The 19376-nt window shown below is 68.5% G+C and carries 17 protein-coding genes; 5 read left to right on the top strand and 12 right to left on the bottom strand.

Annotated features, from left to right (window positions below):
- Window positions 1-22: 22 nt before the first annotated feature.
- The 8 genes from EOD73_RS03355 to queF form a co-directional block, all read right to left on the bottom strand.
- Window positions 23-448, bottom strand: a complete 426-nt coding sequence (locus EOD73_RS03355; RefSeq protein WP_127680848.1) for an organic hydroperoxide resistance protein — start codon at window positions 446-448, stop codon at window positions 23-25.
- Window positions 449-458: 10 nt separating this feature from the next.
- Window positions 459-962 carry a MarR family winged helix-turn-helix transcriptional regulator gene (locus EOD73_RS03350; protein WP_127680846.1) on the bottom strand — a complete coding sequence of 168 codons (504 nt, stop codon included), beginning with the start codon at window positions 960-962 and terminating at the stop codon, window positions 459-461.
- A gap of 108 nt (window positions 963-1070) precedes the next feature.
- Window positions 1071-3020, bottom strand: coding sequence for an ABC-F family ATP-binding cassette domain-containing protein (locus EOD73_RS03345; RefSeq protein ID WP_127680844.1), 1950 nt, complete (start codon window positions 3018-3020; stop codon window positions 1071-1073).
- On the bottom strand, window positions 3017-3886 hold the full coding sequence (gene prmB, locus EOD73_RS03340) for a 50S ribosomal protein L3 N(5)-glutamine methyltransferase (RefSeq protein ID WP_127680842.1): 870 nt from the start codon (window positions 3884-3886) through the stop codon (window positions 3017-3019). The genes EOD73_RS03345 and prmB overlap by 4 nt, the downstream gene beginning before the upstream one ends.
- A 13-nt stretch (window positions 3887-3899) precedes the next feature.
- Window positions 3900-5057, bottom strand: coding sequence for a PilT/PilU family type 4a pilus ATPase (locus EOD73_RS03335; protein ID WP_127680840.1), 1158 nt, complete (start codon window positions 5055-5057; stop codon window positions 3900-3902).
- Window positions 5058-5067: 10 nt separating this feature from the next.
- A complete protein-coding gene (gene dapD, locus EOD73_RS03330) occupies window positions 5068-5892 on the bottom strand; it encodes a 2,3,4,5-tetrahydropyridine-2,6-dicarboxylate N-succinyltransferase (protein WP_127680838.1) in 825 nt (274 codons plus the stop codon).
- A complete protein-coding gene (gene dapC / locus EOD73_RS03325; protein WP_127680836.1) occupies window positions 5889-7094 on the bottom strand; it encodes a succinyldiaminopimelate transaminase in 1206 nt (401 codons plus the stop codon). Before dapC ends, dapD begins: the two co-directional genes overlap by 4 nt.
- A complete protein-coding gene (queF, locus tag EOD73_RS03320; protein ID WP_127680834.1) occupies window positions 7091-7573 on the bottom strand; it encodes a preQ(1) synthase in 483 nt (160 codons plus the stop codon). Before queF ends, dapC begins: the two co-directional genes overlap by 4 nt.
- A gap of 99 nt (window positions 7574-7672) precedes the next feature.
- On the opposite strand from queF, the gene smc reads away from it, so the two are divergent.
- Genes smc through ligA form a run of 3 tightly spaced genes read left to right on the top strand, consistent with a single transcriptional unit; the run spans window position 7673 to window position 14384 of the window.
- On the top strand, window positions 7673-11194 hold the full coding sequence (smc, locus tag EOD73_RS03315; protein WP_127680832.1) for a chromosome segregation protein SMC: 3522 nt from the start codon (window positions 7673-7675) through the stop codon (window positions 11192-11194).
- Window positions 11194-12312: a cell division protein ZipA C-terminal FtsZ-binding domain-containing protein gene (locus tag EOD73_RS03310; RefSeq protein ID WP_127680830.1), complete on the top strand. Its 1119-nt coding sequence runs from the start codon at window positions 11194-11196 to the stop codon at window positions 12310-12312. The genes smc and EOD73_RS03310 overlap by 1 nt, the downstream gene beginning before the upstream one ends.
- An 8-nt stretch (window positions 12313-12320) precedes the next feature.
- The gene (gene ligA, locus EOD73_RS03305) at window positions 12321-14384 is read left to right on the top strand and encodes an NAD-dependent DNA ligase LigA (protein ID WP_127680828.1); all 2064 of its coding nucleotides are present in this window, start codon (window positions 12321-12323) and stop codon (window positions 14382-14384) included.
- 40 nt (window positions 14385-14424) lie between these two features.
- Here the strand turns inward: ligA and EOD73_RS03300 are convergent, their stop codons facing one another.
- The 4 genes from EOD73_RS03300 to EOD73_RS03285 are packed head-to-tail and all read right to left on the bottom strand — an operon-like array spanning window position 14425 to window position 18164.
- A complete protein-coding gene (locus tag EOD73_RS03300; protein WP_127680826.1) occupies window positions 14425-15309 on the bottom strand; it encodes a DMT family transporter in 885 nt (294 codons plus the stop codon).
- Entirely contained in the window at window positions 15309-15800 is a 492-nt protein-coding gene (locus EOD73_RS03295; RefSeq protein WP_127680824.1) for a methylated-DNA--[protein]-cysteine S-methyltransferase, read from the bottom strand. Before EOD73_RS03295 ends, EOD73_RS03300 begins: the two co-directional genes overlap by 1 nt.
- A complete protein-coding gene (locus EOD73_RS03290; RefSeq protein ID WP_127680822.1) occupies window positions 15797-17248 on the bottom strand; it encodes an Ada metal-binding domain-containing protein in 1452 nt (483 codons plus the stop codon). Before EOD73_RS03290 ends, EOD73_RS03295 begins: the two co-directional genes overlap by 4 nt.
- 28 nt (window positions 17249-17276) lie before the next feature.
- Window positions 17277-18164 (bottom strand): LysR family transcriptional regulator, encoded by an 888-nt coding sequence (locus EOD73_RS03285; protein ID WP_127680820.1) that lies wholly within the window; start codon window positions 18162-18164, stop codon window positions 17277-17279.
- A gap of 103 nt (window positions 18165-18267) precedes the next feature.
- On the opposite strand from EOD73_RS03285, the gene EOD73_RS03280 reads away from it, so the two are divergent.
- Together EOD73_RS03280 and EOD73_RS03275 are read left to right on the top strand one after the other, a co-directional pair.
- Complete coding sequence (locus tag EOD73_RS03280; protein WP_127680818.1) at window positions 18268-18645, top strand: HPF/RaiA family ribosome-associated protein; 378 nt, start codon at window positions 18268-18270, stop codon at window positions 18643-18645.
- A gap of 43 nt (window positions 18646-18688) precedes the next feature.
- Window positions 18689-19375, top strand: a complete 687-nt coding sequence (locus EOD73_RS03275; RefSeq protein WP_127680816.1) for a Bax inhibitor-1/YccA family protein — start codon at window positions 18689-18691, stop codon at window positions 19373-19375.
- Window position 19376 lies beyond the last annotated feature (1 nt).

Here is a 19376-nt window from a genome sequence, read left to right as displayed (position 1 = left end):
TTGATGCTTGAGCTTGCTGCCCTCAGGCGATCGTCAAAGTGACGTCGATGTTGCCGCGCGTGGCGTTCGAGTAGGGGCACACCTGGTGCGCCGCTGCCACCAACTGCTCGGCCACGGCGCGGTCCATGCCCGGCAGGTGGATCGTCATGGCCACTTGGATGCCGAAGCCAGCCGGGATGGGGCCGATGCCCACGGTGCTGTCGATCGACACGTCGGCAGGCACGGCGATCTTCATCTTGCCGCCGACGGCCTTCATGGCGCCGATGAAGCAAGCGGCGTAGCCCACGGCGAACAACTGCTCGGGGTTCGTGCCGTCGCCGCCAGCGCCACCGAGTTCTTTGGGCGTGCTGAGTTTGACGTTCAAGGCGCCGTCGCTGCTGCTGCCGGTGCCTTCGCGGCCTCCAGTGGCTTTGCCGTGGGCGGTGTAGAGGACTTTGTCGAGGGCCATGGGTTTCCTTTCAGTGGTTGCCGGCGGAGACGACGGCGGGGAGGGGCGCTTGGGTCAATTGCTGGCGCAACTGGTGCAAGCGCTGGGTGAGGGACTGCAGTTCTTCCAAAGAGCATGCGGTGGCGCAGGCCAGGGTCCTGGGAATGTGGGCGGCGTCGGCACGAAGGCCTTGACCGCGGTCGGTGAGGCGCACGATGACACGGCGTTCGTCCGACCGGTCGCGATCGCGGGTGATCCACCCGGCTTGTTCCATGCGCTTGAGCAGGGGCGTGAGCGTCCCCGAGTCCAGGGCCAGTTGCTCGCCGACGGCGCTCACGCTTTGCGCGTCTTGCGCCCATAGCACCAGCAACACCAAGTATTGGGGGTAGGTCAGGCCAAGCGGGCTGAGCAGGGGCTTGTACAGCTTGGTCATGGCCAAGGAACTGGCGTACAGCGCGAAGCACAGTTGCCGGTCCAAGTGCAACCACTCGGCTTGGCCGTGATCGGGGGCCTTGACGCTGCGGTGTTGGGTCATGGGCAGAAGTCTAGATGTCAATTAAATTGCGAGCAATTGAAATGCTGCAATCACCCCGATGGGATTGGGGGCAATCGCTGGGCGCGCCGAGCGGCGCCCGGCGTGGGCTCAAAGGCCCGCGGCCGCCGTCATGGCTTCGATTTGCTCGCTGGCCTCCAGCCAGCGCATCTCCAGCGCGTCCACTTCGTCGGCAATCGCCTTGAGCCGACGGCCACTGTCGGCGATGGCCGTCGCCGCTTGGGTGCCGGTGGCCAAGGCCGCTTCCAATCGGGCGCGCTCCGCCCCCAACTCGCCCAGCTTTCGGTCGATGCCGTCGATCTCGCGCCGCAAAGGCTTGGTCTGTTCGGCCAAGCGAGCCCGTGCCTGCGACGCGGCCTTGCGGTCTTCGCGAGCCATGGTCGGCGCCGCCGCTGGCGGCGCCATCGGGGCGCTGGATGGCGCGGCCGCGGCGGCCTTCAAGGCCCGGGCCGCCTCCTTGGCGCTGTCCGCCAGCCAGCGCTGGTAGTCGTCCAGGTCGCCGTCGAAGGGCGCAACGCCGCCTTGGCTCACCAGCCAGAACTCGTCGCACACCTCGCGCAAAAGCGCGCGGTCGTGGCTGACGAGCAGTACCGTGCCTTCGAACTCGTTGAGGGCCAGGGACAGGGCCTCACGGGTTTGCAGGTCCAGGTGGTTGGTCGGTTCGTCCAAGAGCAGCAGGTTCGGCCGCTGCCAAACGAGCATGGCCAGCACCAAGCGGGCCTTTTCGCCCCCGGAGAGGCTGCCCACCGACTGGTTCACCATGTCGCCCGTGAAGCGGAACTGCCCCAGGAAATCTCGCAGTTCTTGCTCGCGCGCCTGTGGGCTGACGGCCTTGGCCAAACGAACCATGTGCGCCAGCGGCCCCTCGTCGGGGCGCAGCACGTCCAGTTCCTGTTGCGCGAAATAGCCGATGGTCAGTCCCTTGCCCTCGGTCATCCGCCCGTCCAGAACGGGCAACTCTCGGGCGATGGTTTTGACGAGCGTCGACTTGCCTTGTCCGTTGGCGCCGAGGATGCCGATCCGTTGGCCGGCCAACACCGTGCGGTTCACGCCGCGCACGATCGTGGTGCTGCCGTAGCCACACGCCATTTCGTCAAACGCCAGCATCGGGTTGGGCAGGTTGGTGGGCTCGCGGAATTCGAAGGAGAAGTCCGACGCGGCCAAGATGGGCGCCAGTTTCTCCATGCGTTCGAGCGCTTTCACGCGACTCTGGGCCTGCTTGGCCTTGGTGGCCTTGGCCTTGAATCGGTCGATGAAGTGCTGCAGGTGGGCGATTCGGTCCTGTTGCTTCTCGTACGCCGCCTGTTGTTGTTCCAGGCGCTCGGCGCGCATCGACTCGAAGGCGGTGTAGTTGCCCCCGTAGCGGGTGAGCTGCGCGCGATCCAAGTGCAAGGTCACACGGGTGATGGCATCCAGGAACTCGCGATCGTGGCTGATCACGAGGAGGGTGCCTGGGTAGCGGGCCAGCCACCCTTCCAGCCACACCAAGGCATCCAGGTCCAGGTGGTTGGTGGGTTCGTCCAGCAGCATCAGCTCGGCCGGGTTGATCAGCGTGCGGGCCAACTGCAAGCGCATGCGCCAACCGCCGGAGAAGCTGTTCACCGGGGCGTCCAACTGGGTGCTCTGAAAGCCCAAACCCAGCAAGAGCGATTGGGCGCGCGCCCGGGCGTCAAAAGCCCCAGCGTCTTGCAGCATCGCGTGGGCCTCGGCCATGCGCAGCCCATCGTGGCTGGCTTCGGCTTCGGCAAGCGCGTGGCGGGCGCGAAGCAAGGTCAGGTCGCCCTCCAAGACGAACTCGGTGGCGCCTTGCTCGGTCTCTGGCAGGTTTTGAGCGACCTCGGACAAGCGCCAGGTGGGCGGCATCTCCACCTCGCCCTTGTCGGCCTGCAGCCTTCCGGCCAGCAGCGAGAACAAACTGGACTTGCCCGCTCCGTTGGCGCCCACCAGGCCAATGCGCTCGCCCGGCTGCAGCGTGACATTGGCGTCGACCAGCACCTCTTTGACGCCGCGGCGCAGCGTCACCCCCACCAAACGGATCATGCGAGCAAGGCCTCGCGCGTCAGCAGCAGCACCTGGTCGGCGCCTGCGCTGGTTTCCAACCACACCGCCTCCAAGTGGGGGAAGGCAGCCTCGAAATGCGCGCGTTCGTGGCCGATTTCCAGCACCAGCACGCCGCGGTCGTTCAGGCGACGGGGGGCCTCGGCCAGCAAGCGGCGGACGAAGTCCATGCCGTCGGTGCCGCCGGCCAGGGCCAGCGCGGGCTCGGCGCGGAACTCGGGCGGCAAGCTGGCCATGGACGAGGCGTTGACGTAGGGGGGATTGCAGAGGATCAAGTCGAAACCGCCGTCGCTGGCCGCCAAGCCGTCGCCCTGCAGCAGCTGGATGCGTTCGTTCAGGCCGTGGCGCTCCACGTTGCGGCGAGCCACGGCCAGCGCATCCTCACTCAGGTCGGTGCCCACCACCCGCAACTCGGGCCAGGCCATGGCCGCCAGCACGGCCAGGGAACCGTTGCCCGTGCACAAGTCGAGCACGCGCTGGGTGTGCTCGCCCAGCCACGGGTCGATGCTGGCGTCGGCAATCAGTTCGGCGATGAAGCTGCGCGGCACGATGCTGCGCGCGTCGATGTGAAAGGGCACGCCTTGCAGCCAGGCTTCGCCCGTCAGGTAGGCCGCCGGTTGCCGGGTGCGAATCCGGGTGTCGATCAAGGCGTCCACCGCAGCCTGCTCGTCGGGGGTCACGGGCCGATCGGCCTCGTCGTCCAGCGCGTCCACCGGCAGTTGCAAGCGCCACAGCACCAGCCAGGCGGCTTCGTCGAACGCGTTGGTGGTGCCTTGTCCAAAGGCGACGCCGGCGGCGTCCAAGCGGGTGGCAGCGGCATCCACCGCTTGCATCAGGGTCAGAGCCATCGGGGCACGCCGCTCATTCCGGCGTCATTTCCAGGGTGATTTCGGTGAACGTGGCCTGGTCGGGGGGGGCGTCTTCGGTTTGCACCGGGGCGCGATCGATGGGCGCATTGGTGTTCTGCAGGCGCCACAGCAGGTTGGTGGGCGAGTCGGCGAACGCCAAGCCTTCTTCGCGGGTGATGACGCCCGACTCGATCAACTGGGCAAAGTGCTCCTCGAAGGTCTGCGAGCCTTCGGCCATGGACTTCTCCATGGCCTCTTTGACGCCGTTGAAATCGCCTTGCTCGATCAACTCGCTGATGAGCTTGCTGTTCAGCAGAACTTCCACCACCGGCACGCGACCGCCGGTTTGGGCCCGAACCAAGCGCTGGCTGATGATGGCCTTCAAACCTGCCGACAAGTCGCCCAGCAGGGCAGGGCGCGCTTCCGGCGGGTAGAACGACAAGATGCGGTTCAGCGCATGCGTGCTGTTGTTGCCGTGCAAGGTGGCCAGCACCAAGTGACCCGAGAGCGCGTACGAGATCGCGGCCGTCATGGTCTCCTTGTCGCGAATCTCCCCGATGAGGATGGCGTCTGGCGCCTGCCGCAAGGCGTTCTTGAGGGCGACTTGCAAGGTGGCGGTGTCGCGGCCGACCTCGCGCTGGTTGACCACCGACTTCTTGTTCTGGAACAGGTACTCGATCGGGTCCTCGATGGTGAGGATGTGGCCCGACATGGTCTTGTTGCGCTTCTCCAGCATGGCCGCCAGGGTCGTGCTTTTGCCGGTGCCGGTGGCGCCCACCATCAGCACCAGGCCGCGCTTTTCCAGCACCAGGTCGCCCAAGATGCTCGGGAGCTTGAGGTCGCTGAGCTCGGGAATGATGTGCGCGATGTGGCGAAACACCGCCGCGATCGAACCGCGCTGGCGAAAGCCGCTCAGGCGAAAGCTGCCGACCTTCGGGATGCTGATGGCGAGGTTCAACTCGCCGTGTTCGTCCAACTCGGCCAGCTCTTTCGGCGACAGCACCTCGGCCACCAATTGCCGGGGCTGCGTGGGGCTGAGGGCTTGGTCGGACAGCTGAACGACCTGGCCGTTGAGCTTGATGAGCACGGGGCTGTTGGCCGACAGGTAGCAGTCCGAGGCACCCTTTTCGGCCATCAGCCGAAGGATGCGGTCCATGTTCCCAGTGCTCATCGTTCCTCCTTCAAGCGCGCAGCAACTCGTTGATCGAGGTCTTGGCGCGGGTTTGGGCGTCGACCTTCTTGACGATGATCGCAGCGTACAGGTTGTAGCGACCGCCATCGCGCGGCAGGCTGCCGCTGATGACCACCGAGCCGGCGGGCACGCGGCCGTAGGTGATCTCGCCGGTTTCCCGGTCGAAGATCGGCGTGCTTTGGCCGATGTACACGCCCATCGAGATGACGGAGTGTTCTTCGACGATCACGCCCTCCACGACTTCAGAGCGGGCCCCGATGAAGCAGTGGTCTTCGATGATGGTGGGGTTGGCCTGCAGGGGCTCCAGCACCCCGCCGATGCCCACGCCGCCGCTCAGGTGCACGTTCTTGCCGATTTGCGCGCAGCTGCCCACGGTGGCCCAGGTGTCGACCATGGCGCCTTCGTCGACAAAGGCGCCGATGTTCACGTACGAGGGCATCAGCACCACGTTCTTGGCCACGAAGCTGCCACGGCGGGCGACGGCCGGCGGTACCACGCGCACGCCACTGGCGGCGAACTGCTCGGCGCTCCAGCCTTCGAACTTGGTGGGCACCTTGTCGTAGAAGCTCATCGGGCCGCTGCCCTGGGGCACGTTGTCGTTCAAGCGGAAGCTGAGCAACACGGCCTTCTTGATCCACTGGTGAACCGTCCACTGGCCCACGCCCTCGCGGCTGGCCACGCGCAGGCGGCCGGCGTCGAGTTCGCCCAACACGTGGTTCACGGCGTCGCGCACGTCGGCCGGGGCGCTCTTCGGGCTGAACTCGGTGCGCCGTTCCCAGGCGGCTTCGAGGAGGGATTGCAGTTCGACGGTCATGCGGGACTCAACAATTGGTTGCGGATGCGCTGCGCGGCTTCCACGCAGTCGGCCAGTTCGGCCACCAGGGCCAGCCGCACGCGGCCGCGTCCTGGGTTCACGCCTTGGGCTTCCCGGGCCAGCAGGCTGCCGGGCAAGACGTGAACGTTGCATTGTGCGAGCAGGGCCTTCGCGAAGGCGAGGTCGCAGCCCCCCTCCACGTGGGAAGGCACGCCAGCCCACAGGTAGAAGCCCGCATCCGGGGCTTGCACGTCCAGCACGTCGTGCAGCAAGGGCAGCACGGCCTGGAACTTGGCTTGGTACAGCGCCCGATTGGCGGCCACGTGGGCTTCGTCGTTCCAGGCGGCGACGCTGGCGGCTTGCACCGCCGGCCCCATGGCGCTGCCGTGGTACGTCCGGTAGAGCAGGAAGGCCTTGATCAGCGCCGCGTCGCCCGCGACGAAACCCGAGCGCAGGCCCGGCACGCTGCTGCGCTTGGACAGGCTGGTGAAGCTGATCAGGTTCTTGAAGTCGCTTCGGCCCAGGGCCTGGGCCGCTTGCAGGCTGCCCAATGGGGGCTCGTCCTCGAGGTAGATCTCGGAGTAGCACTCATCGGCGGCGATGACAAAGCCGTGCCGGTCGCTCAAGGCGAACAAGCGCTCCCATTCGGCCAGGGGCATCACCGCGCCGCTGGGGTTGCCCGGCGTGCACACGTACAGCAGCTGCGTGCGCGCCCAGGTGGCGTCGTCGATGGACGTCCAGTCGACCGCGAAGTTGCGTGCCGGGTCGCTGTTGGCGAAGGCGACCTGCGCCCCGGCCAGCAGGGCCGCACCCTCGTAGATTTGGTAGAACGGGTTGGGGCACACGACGGTGGCGCCGGCTTGGCTGGCGTCCATCACCGTTTGCGCGATGGCGAACAGCGCCTCGCGCGAGCCGTTCACGGGCAGCAGCTGTGTGGCCGCGTTCAAGGCCACCCCGTAGCGCCGGTGCACCCAGGCCGCAATGGCCTGCCGCAGCGGCTCACCGCCGGCGGTGGCCGGGTAGTTCGACAAGCCGCCCAGGTTGTTGCGCAGCGCCGCCAGCACTTCGGGCGGTGCGTCGTGGCGCGGTTCGCCCATGCCCAGGCTGATGGCGCGCAGGCCCGCCGGCGGCTGGATGCCCGCCAGCTCGGCCTTCAGGCGCTCGAAGGGGTAGGGCTGGAGGAGGGCGAGGCGGGGGTTCATCCGCCGGCCAGCAAGCCCGATTCCATCGGGAAGGCGGGGAACTCGACCGGCGTGGCCGGCTTCCAGCCCTTTTTGCGGTGCTCGGCCACGATGTTCGTGTAGATGCCGCCGCGCACGTACCAGCGGGCCTTGATGCGGGCGAAGCGCGGGTTGGTCACCTTGACGATGTCGTCCAGGATCTTGTTCGTCACGGCCTCGTGGAACGCGCCCTCGTCGCGGTAGCTCCACATGTACATCTTCAAGCTCTTGAGCTCGACGCACCACTCGTCGGCCACCATCTCGATGGTGAAGTGGGCGAAGTCCGGCTGGCCGGTCAGCGGGCAGTGGCAGGTGAACTCGGGCACCTGGAACTGCAGCAGGTAATCGCGTTGAGGCGCCGGGTTCGGGAACACCTGCAGCTCTTTGCTCGGCTTGCTGGGCGGGTTGGTGGGCTTCTGGCGCTGGCTGGCCGGGGGGGTCTTCTTCTTGGTGGTGGCCATGGCGGCGGGGGCGTTCGGGAGGGGGCGCGATGCTATCATCCGCGCCCCATTTCAAGCCCGTTTTCATAGAGAGAACGGGCTTTGTTTCGACCGGCAGCCATGCGCCTGAATTCGATCAAGCTCTCGGGCTTCAAGTCCTTCGCCGACGCCACGGTGTTCCAGTTGCCGGGGCAGCGCGTGGGCGTGGTCGGGCCCAACGGCTGCGGCAAGTCCAACATCATGGACGCCGTGCGCTGGGTACTGGGCGAGAGCAAGGCCAGCGAGTTGCGCGGCGAGTCCATGCAGGACGTGATCTTCAACGGCTCGAGCACGCGCAAGCCGGCCAGCCGCGCCAGCGTGGAGTTGGTGTTCGACAACAGCCTGGCCCGCGCCGGCGGCGCCTGGAACCAGTTCAGCGAGATTGCCGTCAAGCGCGTGCTGACCCGCGAGGGCAACAGCAGTTACTACATCAACAACCAGGTGGTGCGGCGCAAGGACGTGCAAGACGTCTTTCTGGGCACGGGCCTGGGGCCGCGGGCCTACGCCATCATCGGCCAGGGCACCATCAGCCGCATCATCGAAAGCAAGCCCGAAGAGCTGCGCTTGTTTTTGGAGGAGGCCGCCGGGGTCTCCAAGTACAAAGAGCGCCGTCGCGAGACGGAAAACCGCCTCAAGGACACGCGCGAGAACCTGACGCGTGTCGAGGACATTCAGCGCGAGCTGGACGGTCAGTTGGAGCGACTCGAGCGCCAGGCCGAGGTGGCCGGGCAGTACCGAACCCTCCAAGCGCTGGGTGAAAAACGGCTGCACCAGCTTTGGTTCCTGAAGAGCCGGGATTCCGCCAAGGAGCTGGCCCGGGTGCAAGCCGCGGGCCGCGAGGCCTTGAACGCGCTGGAAGCCCAAACCGCCCAGCTGCGCCACACCGAGGCCGAATTGGAGGCGGTGCGTGCCGAGCACTACCAAGCCGGTGATGCGCTGCACGCGGAGCAGGGGGCCTTCGCGCAAGCGCAGCTGGCTGTGAGCCGCCTCGAGGAGCGGATCCGCTATGTGATCGACAGCCGCCAGCGCGCCCAAGCGCGGCGCGACGAGATCAAGGCGCAGCAAGCGCTGTGGGCCGACCGTGGCCTGCAGGCGCAGGTCGAGTTGGAGCGGCTGGCCGAGCAAATGGCGCTGGGCGAGGAAGAGACGGGGCTGTTGGCGGCACAGGCGGAAGAGCAGGCCGCCCGCTTGCCCGAGTTCGAAGACGCCCTGCGCGCGGCACAGGCCAAGGCCAATGGCCAGCGCCAGGCCGTGGGACAGGTTCAGCAACAGATTCAAGTGCTGGCCGCCGAGAGCCGCGCGCTGGACGAACAAGCCCGCGGCTTGCGCCAGCGCCGGGAACGGCTGGACGCGCAGAAGGCCAGCCTCAACCTGCCCGACTTGAGCGCGGTGGACGCCTTGCGCGAGCGCTCGGCAGAGGCCGACGCGATCTTCGAAGACGCGCAGGGGCGTCTGACCGACTTGGCCGAGCGCGAGCCCGAGTTGGAGGCCGAGCGCCGTCGACTCGCCGAGGCGGCCCAGGGGGAGGGCGCCAAGCTGGCACAGCTGAGCGCGCGCCTGGATGCGCTGCGCGCGCTGCAAGAGAAGGTGCAAACCGAAGGCAAGCTGGGCCCCTGGTTGGCCGAGCAGGGCCTGGGCAATTTGCAGGGCCTGTGGAAGCGCCTGCACATCGAAGCTGGGTGGGAGAACGCGCTGGAGGCTTGCCTGCGCGAGCGCCTCGGGGCCTTGGAGGTCAGCCGCCTGGATTTGGTCCGCGCCTTCGAGCACAACGCGCCGCCCACGCGTTTGGCCTTCTACTCGGTCAGCGAAGGCGCGCCCACGGCTACGCCCACGCACCACAGCCTGCCCGAACTTGCGAGCCTGCTGAGGGTCGATGCGCCAGGCCTGAAGGCCCTGCTGGCCGATTGGCTGGACGGCGTGTACACGGCCCCCGACCTGACGCAGGCCATGGCGCAGCGCGCCCAGTTGCAGCACGGGGAGCTGATCGTGACCCGCGCCGGGCATGCCGTGACGCGGCACGCGGTCAGCTTCTACGCGCCGGACAGCGAGCAGGCAGGCTTGCTCGCCCGGGCGCAAGAGATCGAGAACCTGGAGCGCGAGAAGCGCGCCCAAGAGCTGTTGGTCGACGAAGCCCGCGCCCAGGCCGGACGCGCCGACCAAGCGCATGCCCAGGTGGCCGCCCAGTTGGCGCAAGCCCGTCGCGAGGCCGAGCAGGTGCGCGGTCAAGCGCACCAGCTGCAGGTGGAGCTGCTCCGGGCCACGCAGTTGCTGGACGCGGCCAACGCCCAGGCCACGCGGCTGCGGGAAGAACTGGCCGAGTTGGACGCGCAGGAAGAACAGCTGCTGGAGCGCCGTGCCACGGGCGAGGCGCGGTTCGAGGAACTCGACATCCAACTGGCCGAGACCCAGCAAGCGCACGCCGACCTCGAGGAGGCCGTGATCCAGGCCGAGCGGCAGTTGGCCGACGCGCGCGACACCCAGCGCACCTTGGAGCGCCGCGCTCAGGAGGCACAGTTCGGGGCCCGGGCCCTGATGGCCCGTCAGGCCGAATTGCAGCGCGGGCTGGTGACGGCCCAGCAAGAGGCCCGTGGGGGCGACGACGCCCTGGCCCGCCTGGACCAAGAGCTGGCCGAGCTGGACGACAGCGCCGCCCAGGCGGGCTTGCAAGAAGCCATCGACGGTCGTGTGGCGGCCGAGGCCAAGCTCACCGACGTGCGCTTGCGCTACGAAGACCTCAGCCAGCGCCTGAAGGCCTTTGACGAACAGCGCCTGCGGGTCGAGCGCGAGCTCGAGCCACTGCGCACCCGCATCACGCAGTTGCAGTTGGAAGAGCAGGCCGCCCAGCTGGGGGGCGCACAGTTCCAGGAGCAACTGACGGCCGCCAACGTGGACTTGGAGGCCTTGGCCGCCGGCATCGAGGCCGAGGGCGTGCGTTTGCAAGGGTTGCAGGGCGAGATCGACCGCATCCAGAAGGAGATCGAGGCCCTGGGGGCGGTGAACTTGGCTGCGCTGGACGAGCTGGGCAGTGCGCGCGAGCGCAAGGGCTTCTTGGACGCCCAGATGGCCGACCTGGCCAGCGCCATGAAGACCTTGGAAGACGCCATCCGCCGCATCGACCTGGAAACCCGCGACCTGCTGCAGAGCACCTTCGAGCGCGTCAACGAGCAGTTCGGCCGCATGTTCCCGGCGCTGTTTGGCGGCGGCCAGGCCAAGCTGGTGATGACGGGTGGTGAAATCCTGGACTCCGGCGTGCAGGTCATCGCACAGCCACCGGGCAAGAAGAACAGCAGCATTCACCTGTTGAGCGGCGGCGAGAAGGCCCTGACGGCCATCGCGCTCGTCTTCGCCATCTTCCAACTCAATCCGGCGCCTTTCTGCTTGCTGGACGAGGTGGACGCGCCGCTGGACGACGCCAACACCGAGCGTTACGCGAAACTCGTGGCGGAGATGAGCAAGGGCACGCAGTTCCTGTTCATCTCCCACAACAAGATCGCGATGGAAATGGCGCAGCAACTGATCGGGGTGACGATGCAGGAACAAGGCGTGAGCCGCGTGGTGGCGGTCGACATGGAGGCCGCGCTGACGATGGCCGAGGCCGCGTGATGGACCGCACCTTCACCCTGACCGAGGCGCTGTTGATCGCAGGCGGGGCCGTGCTGCTGACCCTGCTGATCCACGGCTGGTGGGTGGCCCGCCGCGCCGACCCCCGCCGCCCGGAGCCGGTTCGCGGTTCGCGCACCGAGCCCGAGCTGGACACGGCCGGCCAGCCGGTGCCGCCGAGCTCCAAGCTCGATTCGGTGCTGGACGTGCTGTCGGCCGGCGACACCGCCTTCACGGCCACGGCCCATGCGGACACGCAGCCCATGGTCGTTCAGAAGCCCCGCCCGCCGCGCCGGCCCTCGCCGCGCTTGGACGCCCTGATCGACGTCATCGCCACCCTGCACCTGGAAGCCCCGACCACCGGCGAGGCTGCGATCGCGCACCTGCCGCCCACGCGGCGCGCCGGCAGCAAGCCCTTTGCCATCGAGGGCCTGAACACGGAGACCGGCGAGTGGGAAGTGCCCGCCCCCGACGAGCGCTACGGCGAGTTCCAGGCCGGCTTGCAGTTGGCCAACCGCAGCGGGGCCCTGACGGAGATCGAGTTCAGCGAATGGGTGCACAAGGTCCAGGCCTTCGCCGATGGCGTGGGGGCCATGGCGGACTTCCCGGACATGCGCGAGGCCGTGGCCCGCGGCCGAGAGCTGGACCAGTTCGCCAGCCAACACGACGCCCAGCTCAGCGTGGTCTTGCGCGCCAAGGGCGCGGCGTGGACCCTGGGCTTCCTCGCGCAGGCTGCGAGCAAGCAGGGCTTGGTGCACGGCGGCCTGCCGGGTCGCCTCGTGCTGGCCGCTGCGGAGGACGGCGAGCCGCCCCTTCTGGCGCTGCAGTTCGACGCGCGCGCCGCACTGGCGGAAGAAGGCGAGGCCGTCGCGCTGCGGGAGGTCACCTTGGTGTTTGACGTGCCCCAAACGCCGGAAGCCTTGGAGCCGTTCGCCGCCCTGCAAGAGGTGGCCCGGCGCTTGAGCCGAGAACTCGAGGCCGAGGTGGTCGATGCCGACGGCCATCCCTTGGGACCTCACGGCTTTGCCGCGATCCACGAGGACCTGGCCCGGCTGTACAAGTTGCTCGCTTCGCGCGACTTGGCGGCCGGCTCGCCCGCGGCCCGTCGCCTGTTCAGCTGACCCTGCCCATGTCTTTGCCCTTGTTCCCCGACGAGGCCCCCGCCTCGGCGGACGCCGCCGCACGTGCGGCGCAGCTTCGCAGCAGCCTGCAGCACCACGCGCACCGCTACTACGTGCGGGACGACCCGGAGATCCCGGACGCCGAGTACGACCGCCTGTTCACCGAGTTGCGCGCGTTGGAGGAGGCCCATCCCGGCCTGCGCACCCCCGACAGCCCCACGCAGCGCGTGGGGGCTGCGCCGGTGTCCGAGTTGGCGCCCGTGCGTCATGCCGTGCCCATGCTGTCGATCTACACCGAGACCGACACCAGCCCGGCCGGGGCCGAGGCCTTCGACGCCCGGGTGCGCCGTGAGTTGGGACTGGAGGCGAGCGATCCGCCTGTGCAGTACGCCGCCGAACTGAAGTTCGACGGGCTGGCCCTGAACCTGCGCTACGAGCACGGGGTGCTGGTGCAGGCCGCCACGCGCGGCGATGGCGAGACCGGCGAGGACGTGACGGCCAATGTGCGCACCATCGGGCAAATTCCGCTGCGCTTGCGCGGCGCCGAACCCTCGGTTTTGGAGGTGCGGGGCGAGGTCTACATGCGTCGTGACGCCTTCGAGGCCCTGAACGAGCGGCAGCGGCAGCGCGGGGAAAAGACCTTCGTGAACCCGCGCAACACCGCCGCGGGTGCCTTGCGGCAACTCGACCCAGCGATCACCGCGCAGCGTCCGCTGTGCTTCTTTGCCTATGGCTTGGGCGAGGTGCAGGGCTGGGCGGTGCCAGACACCCACGCCAACTTGCTGGACGCCTTGGCCGCGCTGGGCCTGCCGGTCTGCGCCGACCGCACCGTGGTTGACGGCCCCGAGGGCTTGGTCGCCTTCCACGCGGCCATCGCTGCGCGGCGGGACGCCTTGCCCTTTGACATCGACGGCATCGTCTACAAGGTCAACCACCGCGACCTGCAGCAGCAACTGGGTTTCAAGACCCGCGAGCCCCGCTGGGCCGTTGCGCACAAGTACCCGGCCCAAGAGCAGGCCACGCGGCTCAATGCCATCGACATCCAGGTGGGCCGCACGGGCAAGCTCACGCCCGTGGCCAAACTGGAGCCTGTGTTCGTGGGCGGCACCACGGTCAGCAATGCGACCCTGCACAACGCCTTCGAGCTGCGCCGCAAGGGCGTGCGCGTGGGCGATCAGGTCATCGTGCGCCGGGCGGGCGACGTGATCCCCGAGGTGGTGGGGCGCATGCCAGGGGCTCGCGCGCACTACGTGCCCAACTTCGCCATGCCCAAGGCCTGCCCGGTTTGCGGCAGCCCGGTCGAGCGGGACCCAGGCAGCCTGGAGCACCGCTGCACCGGCGGCTTGGTCTGCGGTGCCCAGCGCAAGCAAGCCCTGCTGCACTTTGCCGGCCGGCGCGCCATGGACGTGGAAGGCCTGGGCGACAAGCTGGTGGACCAGTTGGTGGACGCCGACTTGGTGCGCACCTTGCCCGACCTTTACCGCCTGGGCTTTGTGCATTGGGCCGCGCTGGAGCGCATGGGCGACAAGAGTGCGCAAAAGCTGCTGGCGAACCTGGAGGCCAGCAAGCAGACGACGCTGGCCCGCTTCTTGTTCAGCCTCGGCATTCGCCACGTGGGCGAAACCACGGCAAAAGACCTGGCCAAGCACTTCGGCCAGTTGGACGCGCTGATGGCCGCCGACGAGGCGGCCCTGCTGCAGGTGCCCGACGTGGGGCCGGTGGTGGCGCACTCGGTGCACAGCTTTTTCGCCAACCCCTTGAACCGCGAGGCCGTGGAGCAACTCCGGGCCGTGGGCATCGCATGGCCGGAGCACGCAGGGGCGGCCGCGGCGAGCGAGTTGCCCCAGGCGGGCAAGACCTTCGTGCTGACCGGCACGCTGCCCACCCTGAGCCGCGATGAAGCTGCTGCGCTGATCGAAGCCGCCGGGGGCAAGGTGGCGGGCTCGGTCAGCAAGAAGACCCACTACGTGGTGGCCGGTGAGGCCGCGGGCAGCAAACTGGACAAGGCCCGAGAACTGGGCGTGACCGTGCTGGACGAAGCCGGTCTGCGAGCGTTGCTGTCCCAGGATTGAGTCTTCCGCCCGGGGCCGCGTGCGGGCCCTGGCGCCCGCCTCAGGTCGGTGAGCGGCGCGGCCACAGCCCCAAGGCCATGGCCGTGCCCGCCAGCACCAGCAGGCCGCCGCCCAGCATCGGCAAGGTCAAGGGCTCGCCCAAGAAGAGCGCGCCCCAGATCACGGCGAACACCGGGATCAAGAAGGTGACCGTGATGGCATTCGTGGGCCCCACCCGGGTCATGAGGCGGAAGTACAGGATGTACGCCACCCCGGTGCACAGCAGGGCCAGCGCCAACAAGCTGCCCCAGGCGCTCGGCCCGGGCATCACGGCGGGCCAGGCCCACCAACCGGGCACCAGCAACCACGCTGCCGCGCCCAGTTGGCTGCCGGTGGCCACGGCCAACGGGGGCAAATCGCCCAACCAACGCTTGGTGGCCATGGCGGCGACGGCGTAGTTCAGCGTCGCCAGCAGGCAGGCCAGCACCGCCCAAAACCGTGCATCGCCGCTCAGCCCCGTTTTCGCCCACACCAGCAGCACGACCCCACCGAAGCCCACGGCCAGGCCCAGCAGGCGCCATGCGGTGGGGGCCTGCCCCAACCAGACCCAGGCGACCAAGGCGCCCCACATGGGCACGGTCGCGTTGAGGATGCTGGACAGGCCCGCGGGCAGGTGCAGGGCCGCGTAGGCAAACAACGCGAAGGGCAGGGCGGAGTTGGCAAAGCTCATCAGCAGCAGGGGCCGCCAGTGCTGGCGCATCAAGGCCAGGCTGCCGCCGCCTTGCCGCCACGCCAACAAGGGCAGCAGCGCCAGCGAGGCCAGCAGCACCCGCAGCCAGGCGAGGGACAGCGCACCGAACTCTGGGGCCCCCCAGCGCATGAACAAAAAGGAGGCGCCCCAAATGGCGGCCAAGGCCAGCAATTCAGCCAGGTCGGCGGGTTTCATCAGATCAAGACGCCTTCTTGCTGCAGCAGCAGGGTTTTGAGGGGCAGGCCCCCAGCGTAGCCGGTGAGCTCTCCACGGGCGCCCACCACGCGATGGCAGGGCACCAGGATGCCAATGGGATTGCGCCCCACCGCGGCGCCCACGGCCCGACTGGCTTGCGGCTTGCCCAAGGCGTGGGCGATGGCCCCATAGCTGGTCAACCCACCGCGGGGGATGGCGAGCAGGCGCACCCAGACCGCCTGCTGGAACGCGGTGCCCTGCGGGTCCAGAGGCGGCAGCACGGGGTCGTCCTTCAAGGTGGCCCAGGCGTCCAGCGCACGTCGTGCGGCGTCAAACCAGGGGTGATTGGCTACGGGCGCGCTCAAGGGCGGTGGGTGGTGGGCCTGACCGGCGTTCCACAGGCCCGCCAGGCCCTTGGCCGTGCGGGCCAGGAGGACGGGGCCATAGGGGGTTTCGGTGCGGAACTGCGCCAACAAGGGGGCGGTGCTCATGAGGGGGCTTTCGCAAGCGTGGCGCGTTGCCACAGTTGCAGCACGGCGTAGCTGCGGTAGGGGGCGAAGACGGTGGGGTCGTGAGGGTCCAGGGCCAGTTGCTGGCGCAGCACCCCATCGCCGGGCAAGAAGCGGTCGGGCCAGGGCCAGGCGCGCATGCGGATGTAGGCCGCCGTCCAGGGGCCGATGCCGGCCAGTTGCTGCAATTCGGCCTCGGCCGCATCGGGGTCGTGCGGCGTGGGCTGCGCCATCCGCAGCGCGGGCCAGGCTTGGGCCAGGCCCACCAAGCATTGCGCCCGCCGCAGGGGCATGCCACACGCCGCCACGGCCTCGACGCTGGCATGGGCCAGGGCTTGGGGCGTGGGGAACAGCCACGCCTGGCCCTCGCCCAGGCCTTGCGCATCGGGCAAGGCTTGGCCCCAGGCCTGCACCACGCGTTGGCTCACGGTGCGCGCTGCGGCCACGGTCACCTGCTGACCCAGCACCGCGCGCACCGCCAGCTCGAAGCGGTCGACGCCGCCCGCCAGGCGCAGCCCTGGCGTCGGCCGCAGGGCGGCCAGGCGCTGGGCGATGGCGTCGGGGTCGGCGTCCAGGTCCAGCCACTGCCGCACCCGGCCTTGAATCTCGGCGGCATGGGGCCACAGGGTGTCGGACAGGTGGAGGCGCACCCTCGGCAGGTCGGCATCGAACTCCACGGCCAACTGACCCACGGTGGTACCGGCACGCACGGTGCGGCGCACCCGACGCCGCGCCTGGTCCACGTCTTCCACGCCGGGGATGGCCCGAACGGCCAGAAAGGACAGCAGCTCGGGCACGGCATACGGGGGCCGATAGCTCAGCGTGAGGGGCGGCGCCGCCGTTTGCGCGGCCTGCTTGCGCAGTTGCAGCGGGGCCAGGCGGTACTGTTGGGACCAGGCGTCTTGGAAGGCGCGCGTGCTGCCAAAGCCCGCCTGGGCGGCCACGCTGGCCAGGGGCAGTTGGGTGTCGGTCAGCAACTGCTTGGCGGTCAGCAAGCGCTGCGTCTGCAAGTAGGCCAGGGGAGAAACGCCGAAGGCGTCGGCAAAGATGCGGCGCAGGTGCCGGGCGGTGACCCCGAGACCCTTCGCCAGCGCCTCCAGCGAGGGCCCCTCACCGTGCCGGGCGGCCGCATCGAGCCGCTCGCGGGCGGCATGGGCCAAGGAGCGGGACGCCTCCATGACCGAGAACGACCGCGGCGCCAGTTCGGGCCGGCACTTCAAACAAGGTCGGAAACCGGCCGATTCGGCGGCGGCGGCGTGGGGGAAGAAGCGGCAGTTCTCGGCCTTTGGGGTGCGAACGCGGCAGATGGGCCGGCAGTACACCCCGGTGCTGGTCACGCCCGTGAACCAATGGCCGTCGAAGCGGGCGTCGCGTGCTTGCAAGGCGGCGTAGCAGGCGGCGGGGTCCAAAGGGCGGGGCGTTGAGGGCATGGGCCGATTGTGTTGGGCCCGCGGCCACTCAAGACGCGGTTTTCGGACCTGTCCCTGCCAAGAGCTTGGCCACCAAAGGGTGCTGGACGCGTTTCTCGGTCCCGATCGCCCACACCTGCTCCTCGACCCCTTCGATGGCGCCCACGCGCAACACGCCATACCGTTGGACCACGTGCTCGTGGACCGCGTCCACGGCGGGGAACACCCCCAGGCCCGAGGCGCCGAAGGTTTTGAGCAAGGCGCTGTCTTGGAACTCGCCCACCACCTGCGGGCGGAGGTCCAGGCGTTGGAACCAGCGGTCCAGGGGCGTGCGCACGGCGGCGTGGGCCGTGGGCAGCAGCACCGGCACGCCGGCCATTGAGCGGGGGAAATCGGAGGCGGCCTTGGCATGCAACTCGGGTGCCGCGTACCAACCCATGCCGGAGCCTCCCAGGCGGTGGGTGTACAGGCGCAGGTTGGGATTGGCCGCGGGAGGGCGGTCGGCCAGCACGAGGTCCAATCGGTGCAGGGCCAGGGCGGCCAGCAAATCGTCGGGGTTGTCCTCGAAGCACTGCAGACGCAGGTTGCTAACGCCCAGGACGGGCGACAACACTTGGTGCACCAACAGCTTGGGCAGGCCATCGGCCAGTCCCACGGCCAGTCGCAGGGTGGGCGCTTGCGCCGCCGCGCGCACCGCCTCGGGCAGCTGGGCACCCAACTGAAAGATCTGCTGGGCCTGTGCCAAGGCCACCTGGCCCGCCTCGGTCAGGGTCAGGCCCCGTCCTTCAGGCTTGAAGAGCGACACGCCCAAGGCGCGTTCCAACTGGTGAACCTGGGCCGAGACGGTTTGCACCGCCACGCCAAGGCGCTCTGCCGCCCGTGCCATGCCGCCTTCGGTGGCGACGACCCAGAAGTAGTGCAGGTGGTGGTAGTTCATGGCTCAGATTAAAACTGAACATCAATCAGTCTGCATCTTCTTCTTTCTGAAGGTTGCTGCGCGCACGATCGCAGCGTTTTCCCGTTCCTTCTGGAGATGGACCATGCAGATTGACGTCAAGACCCGAACCGCGGCCGCCTCGCCCTTGCTTCCCCTGACCCGGGAGCGACTGCGCTTCGCGCTGAGACGCCTGGCCTTCTGGGTCCAGCGCATCGAGGTCAACCTTGACGATGACAACGGCCCGCGCAACGGCCGGGACAAGCGCTGCCGGCTGATGCTGCGCACGCGACAAGGCCACGCCTTGGTGTTGACCGAGGTGGCCGAAGACTGGCGCATCGCCTTCGAGCGGGCCCTGGCCCGCCTGGTGCGCAACGTGAGCAGCCTGCACGAGCGACTCACCGATTCGCCACGGCTGCCCCGCATGCGACGCGGCGACCTGCTCGCCTTGCCCTCTCGCAGCGCTGTGATCGACGCGCACTGATCCAAAGCCGCCCCTTGAACCCTTGAACTCGAAGGAGTCCGTCATGAACGATCGCACTTTGGCCCCGAATTGGAATGCCCCGGCGCGCCGCTCCTCCGCAGCGCACATCGCCACGCATCGGGTGCTGCGCAACACCTATGCGCTTCTGGCCATGACCCTCGGCTGGGCCGCCGCCGTGGCCACGGCCGGTGTGGCCTTTGACTGGCGCCACCCGGGCCCCATCGTGAGCCTGCTTGGTACGCTCTGCCTGTTCTTTGTCGTGCACAAACTGCGAAACAGCGGCTGGGCCTTGCCGGCGGTGTTCGCGCTCACCGGCTTCATGGGCTACACATTGGGGCCGGTGCTGAACGCGGTCGCTGGTTTGCCAGGGGGGGCGGCGAGCATCGCCATGGCCTTGGGCACCACGGGCGTGACCTTCCTGGGCCTGTCGGCCTTCGTGCTGGTGACGCGCAAAGACTTCAGCTTCATGGGCGGCTTCTTGATGATCGGCATGATCGTCGCGCTCGTGGCGGGTCTGGCGGCGCTCTTTTTGGAGATCCCGGCGCTGAGCCTGGCGGTGTCGGCGGCGGTGGCCTTGCTGTCCGCTGGCTTGATCCTGTTCGAAACGAGCCGCATCGTGCAGGGTGGCGAGACCAACTACGTGATGGCCACGGTGGGCCTTTTTCTGTCGGTCTACAACCTGTTCGTGAGCCTCCTGAGCCTGTTCGGCTTCAGCAGCGCTGGGGAGTGAT

This window comes from Inhella crocodyli, from assembly GCF_004004565.1.
GTDB classification, from domain to species: domain Bacteria; phylum Pseudomonadota; class Gammaproteobacteria; order Burkholderiales; family Burkholderiaceae_C; genus Inhella; species Inhella crocodyli.
The sequence above is the reverse complement of the archived record's forward strand: the minus strand, read 5'-3'. Positions and strand labels throughout refer to the sequence as shown.

Coding starts and splice junctions, on each gene's coding strand:
- EOD73_RS03335 (WP_127680840.1), bottom strand. CDS start 5,057: ATGAGCACTGGGAACATGGACCGCATCCTTCGGCTGATGGCCGAAAAG.
- EOD73_RS03345 (WP_127680844.1), bottom strand. CDS start 3,020: ATGATCCGTTTGGTGGGGGTGACGCTGCGCCGCGGCGTCAAAGAGGTG.
- EOD73_RS03290 (WP_127680822.1), bottom strand. CDS start 17,248: ATGCCCTCAACGCCCCGCCCTTTGGACCCCGCCGCCTGCTACGCCGCC.
- prmB (WP_127680842.1), bottom strand. CDS start 3,886: ATGGCTCTGACCCTGATGCAAGCGGTGGATGCCGCTGCCACCCGCTTG.
- EOD73_RS03275 (WP_127680816.1), top strand. CDS start 18,689: ATGAACGATCGCACTTTGGCCCCGAATTGGAATGCCCCGGCGCGCCGC.
- EOD73_RS03310 (WP_127680830.1), top strand. CDS start 11,194: ATGGACCGCACCTTCACCCTGACCGAGGCGCTGTTGATCGCAGGCGGG.
- queF (WP_127680834.1), bottom strand. CDS start 7,573: ATGGCCACCACCAAGAAGAAGACCCCCCCGGCCAGCCAGCGCCAGAAG.
- ligA (WP_127680828.1), top strand. CDS start 12,321: ATGTCTTTGCCCTTGTTCCCCGACGAGGCCCCCGCCTCGGCGGACGCC.
- EOD73_RS03355 (WP_127680848.1), bottom strand. CDS start 448: ATGGCCCTCGACAAAGTCCTCTACACCGCCCACGGCAAAGCCACTGGA.
- EOD73_RS03280 (WP_127680818.1), top strand. CDS start 18,268: ATGCAGATTGACGTCAAGACCCGAACCGCGGCCGCCTCGCCCTTGCTT.
- EOD73_RS03285 (WP_127680820.1), bottom strand. CDS start 18,164: ATGAACTACCACCACCTGCACTACTTCTGGGTCGTCGCCACCGAAGGC.
- EOD73_RS03295 (WP_127680824.1), bottom strand. CDS start 15,800: ATGAGCACCGCCCCCTTGTTGGCGCAGTTCCGCACCGAAACCCCCTAT.
- dapD (WP_127680838.1), bottom strand. CDS start 5,892: ATGACCGTCGAACTGCAATCCCTCCTCGAAGCCGCCTGGGAACGGCGC.
- smc (WP_127680832.1), top strand. CDS start 7,673: ATGCGCCTGAATTCGATCAAGCTCTCGGGCTTCAAGTCCTTCGCCGAC.
- EOD73_RS03350 (WP_127680846.1), bottom strand. CDS start 962: ATGACCCAACACCGCAGCGTCAAGGCCCCCGATCACGGCCAAGCCGAG.
- EOD73_RS03300 (WP_127680826.1), bottom strand. CDS start 15,309: ATGAAACCCGCCGACCTGGCTGAATTGCTGGCCTTGGCCGCCATTTGG.
- dapC (WP_127680836.1), bottom strand. CDS start 7,094: ATGAACCCCCGCCTCGCCCTCCTCCAGCCCTACCCCTTCGAGCGCCTG.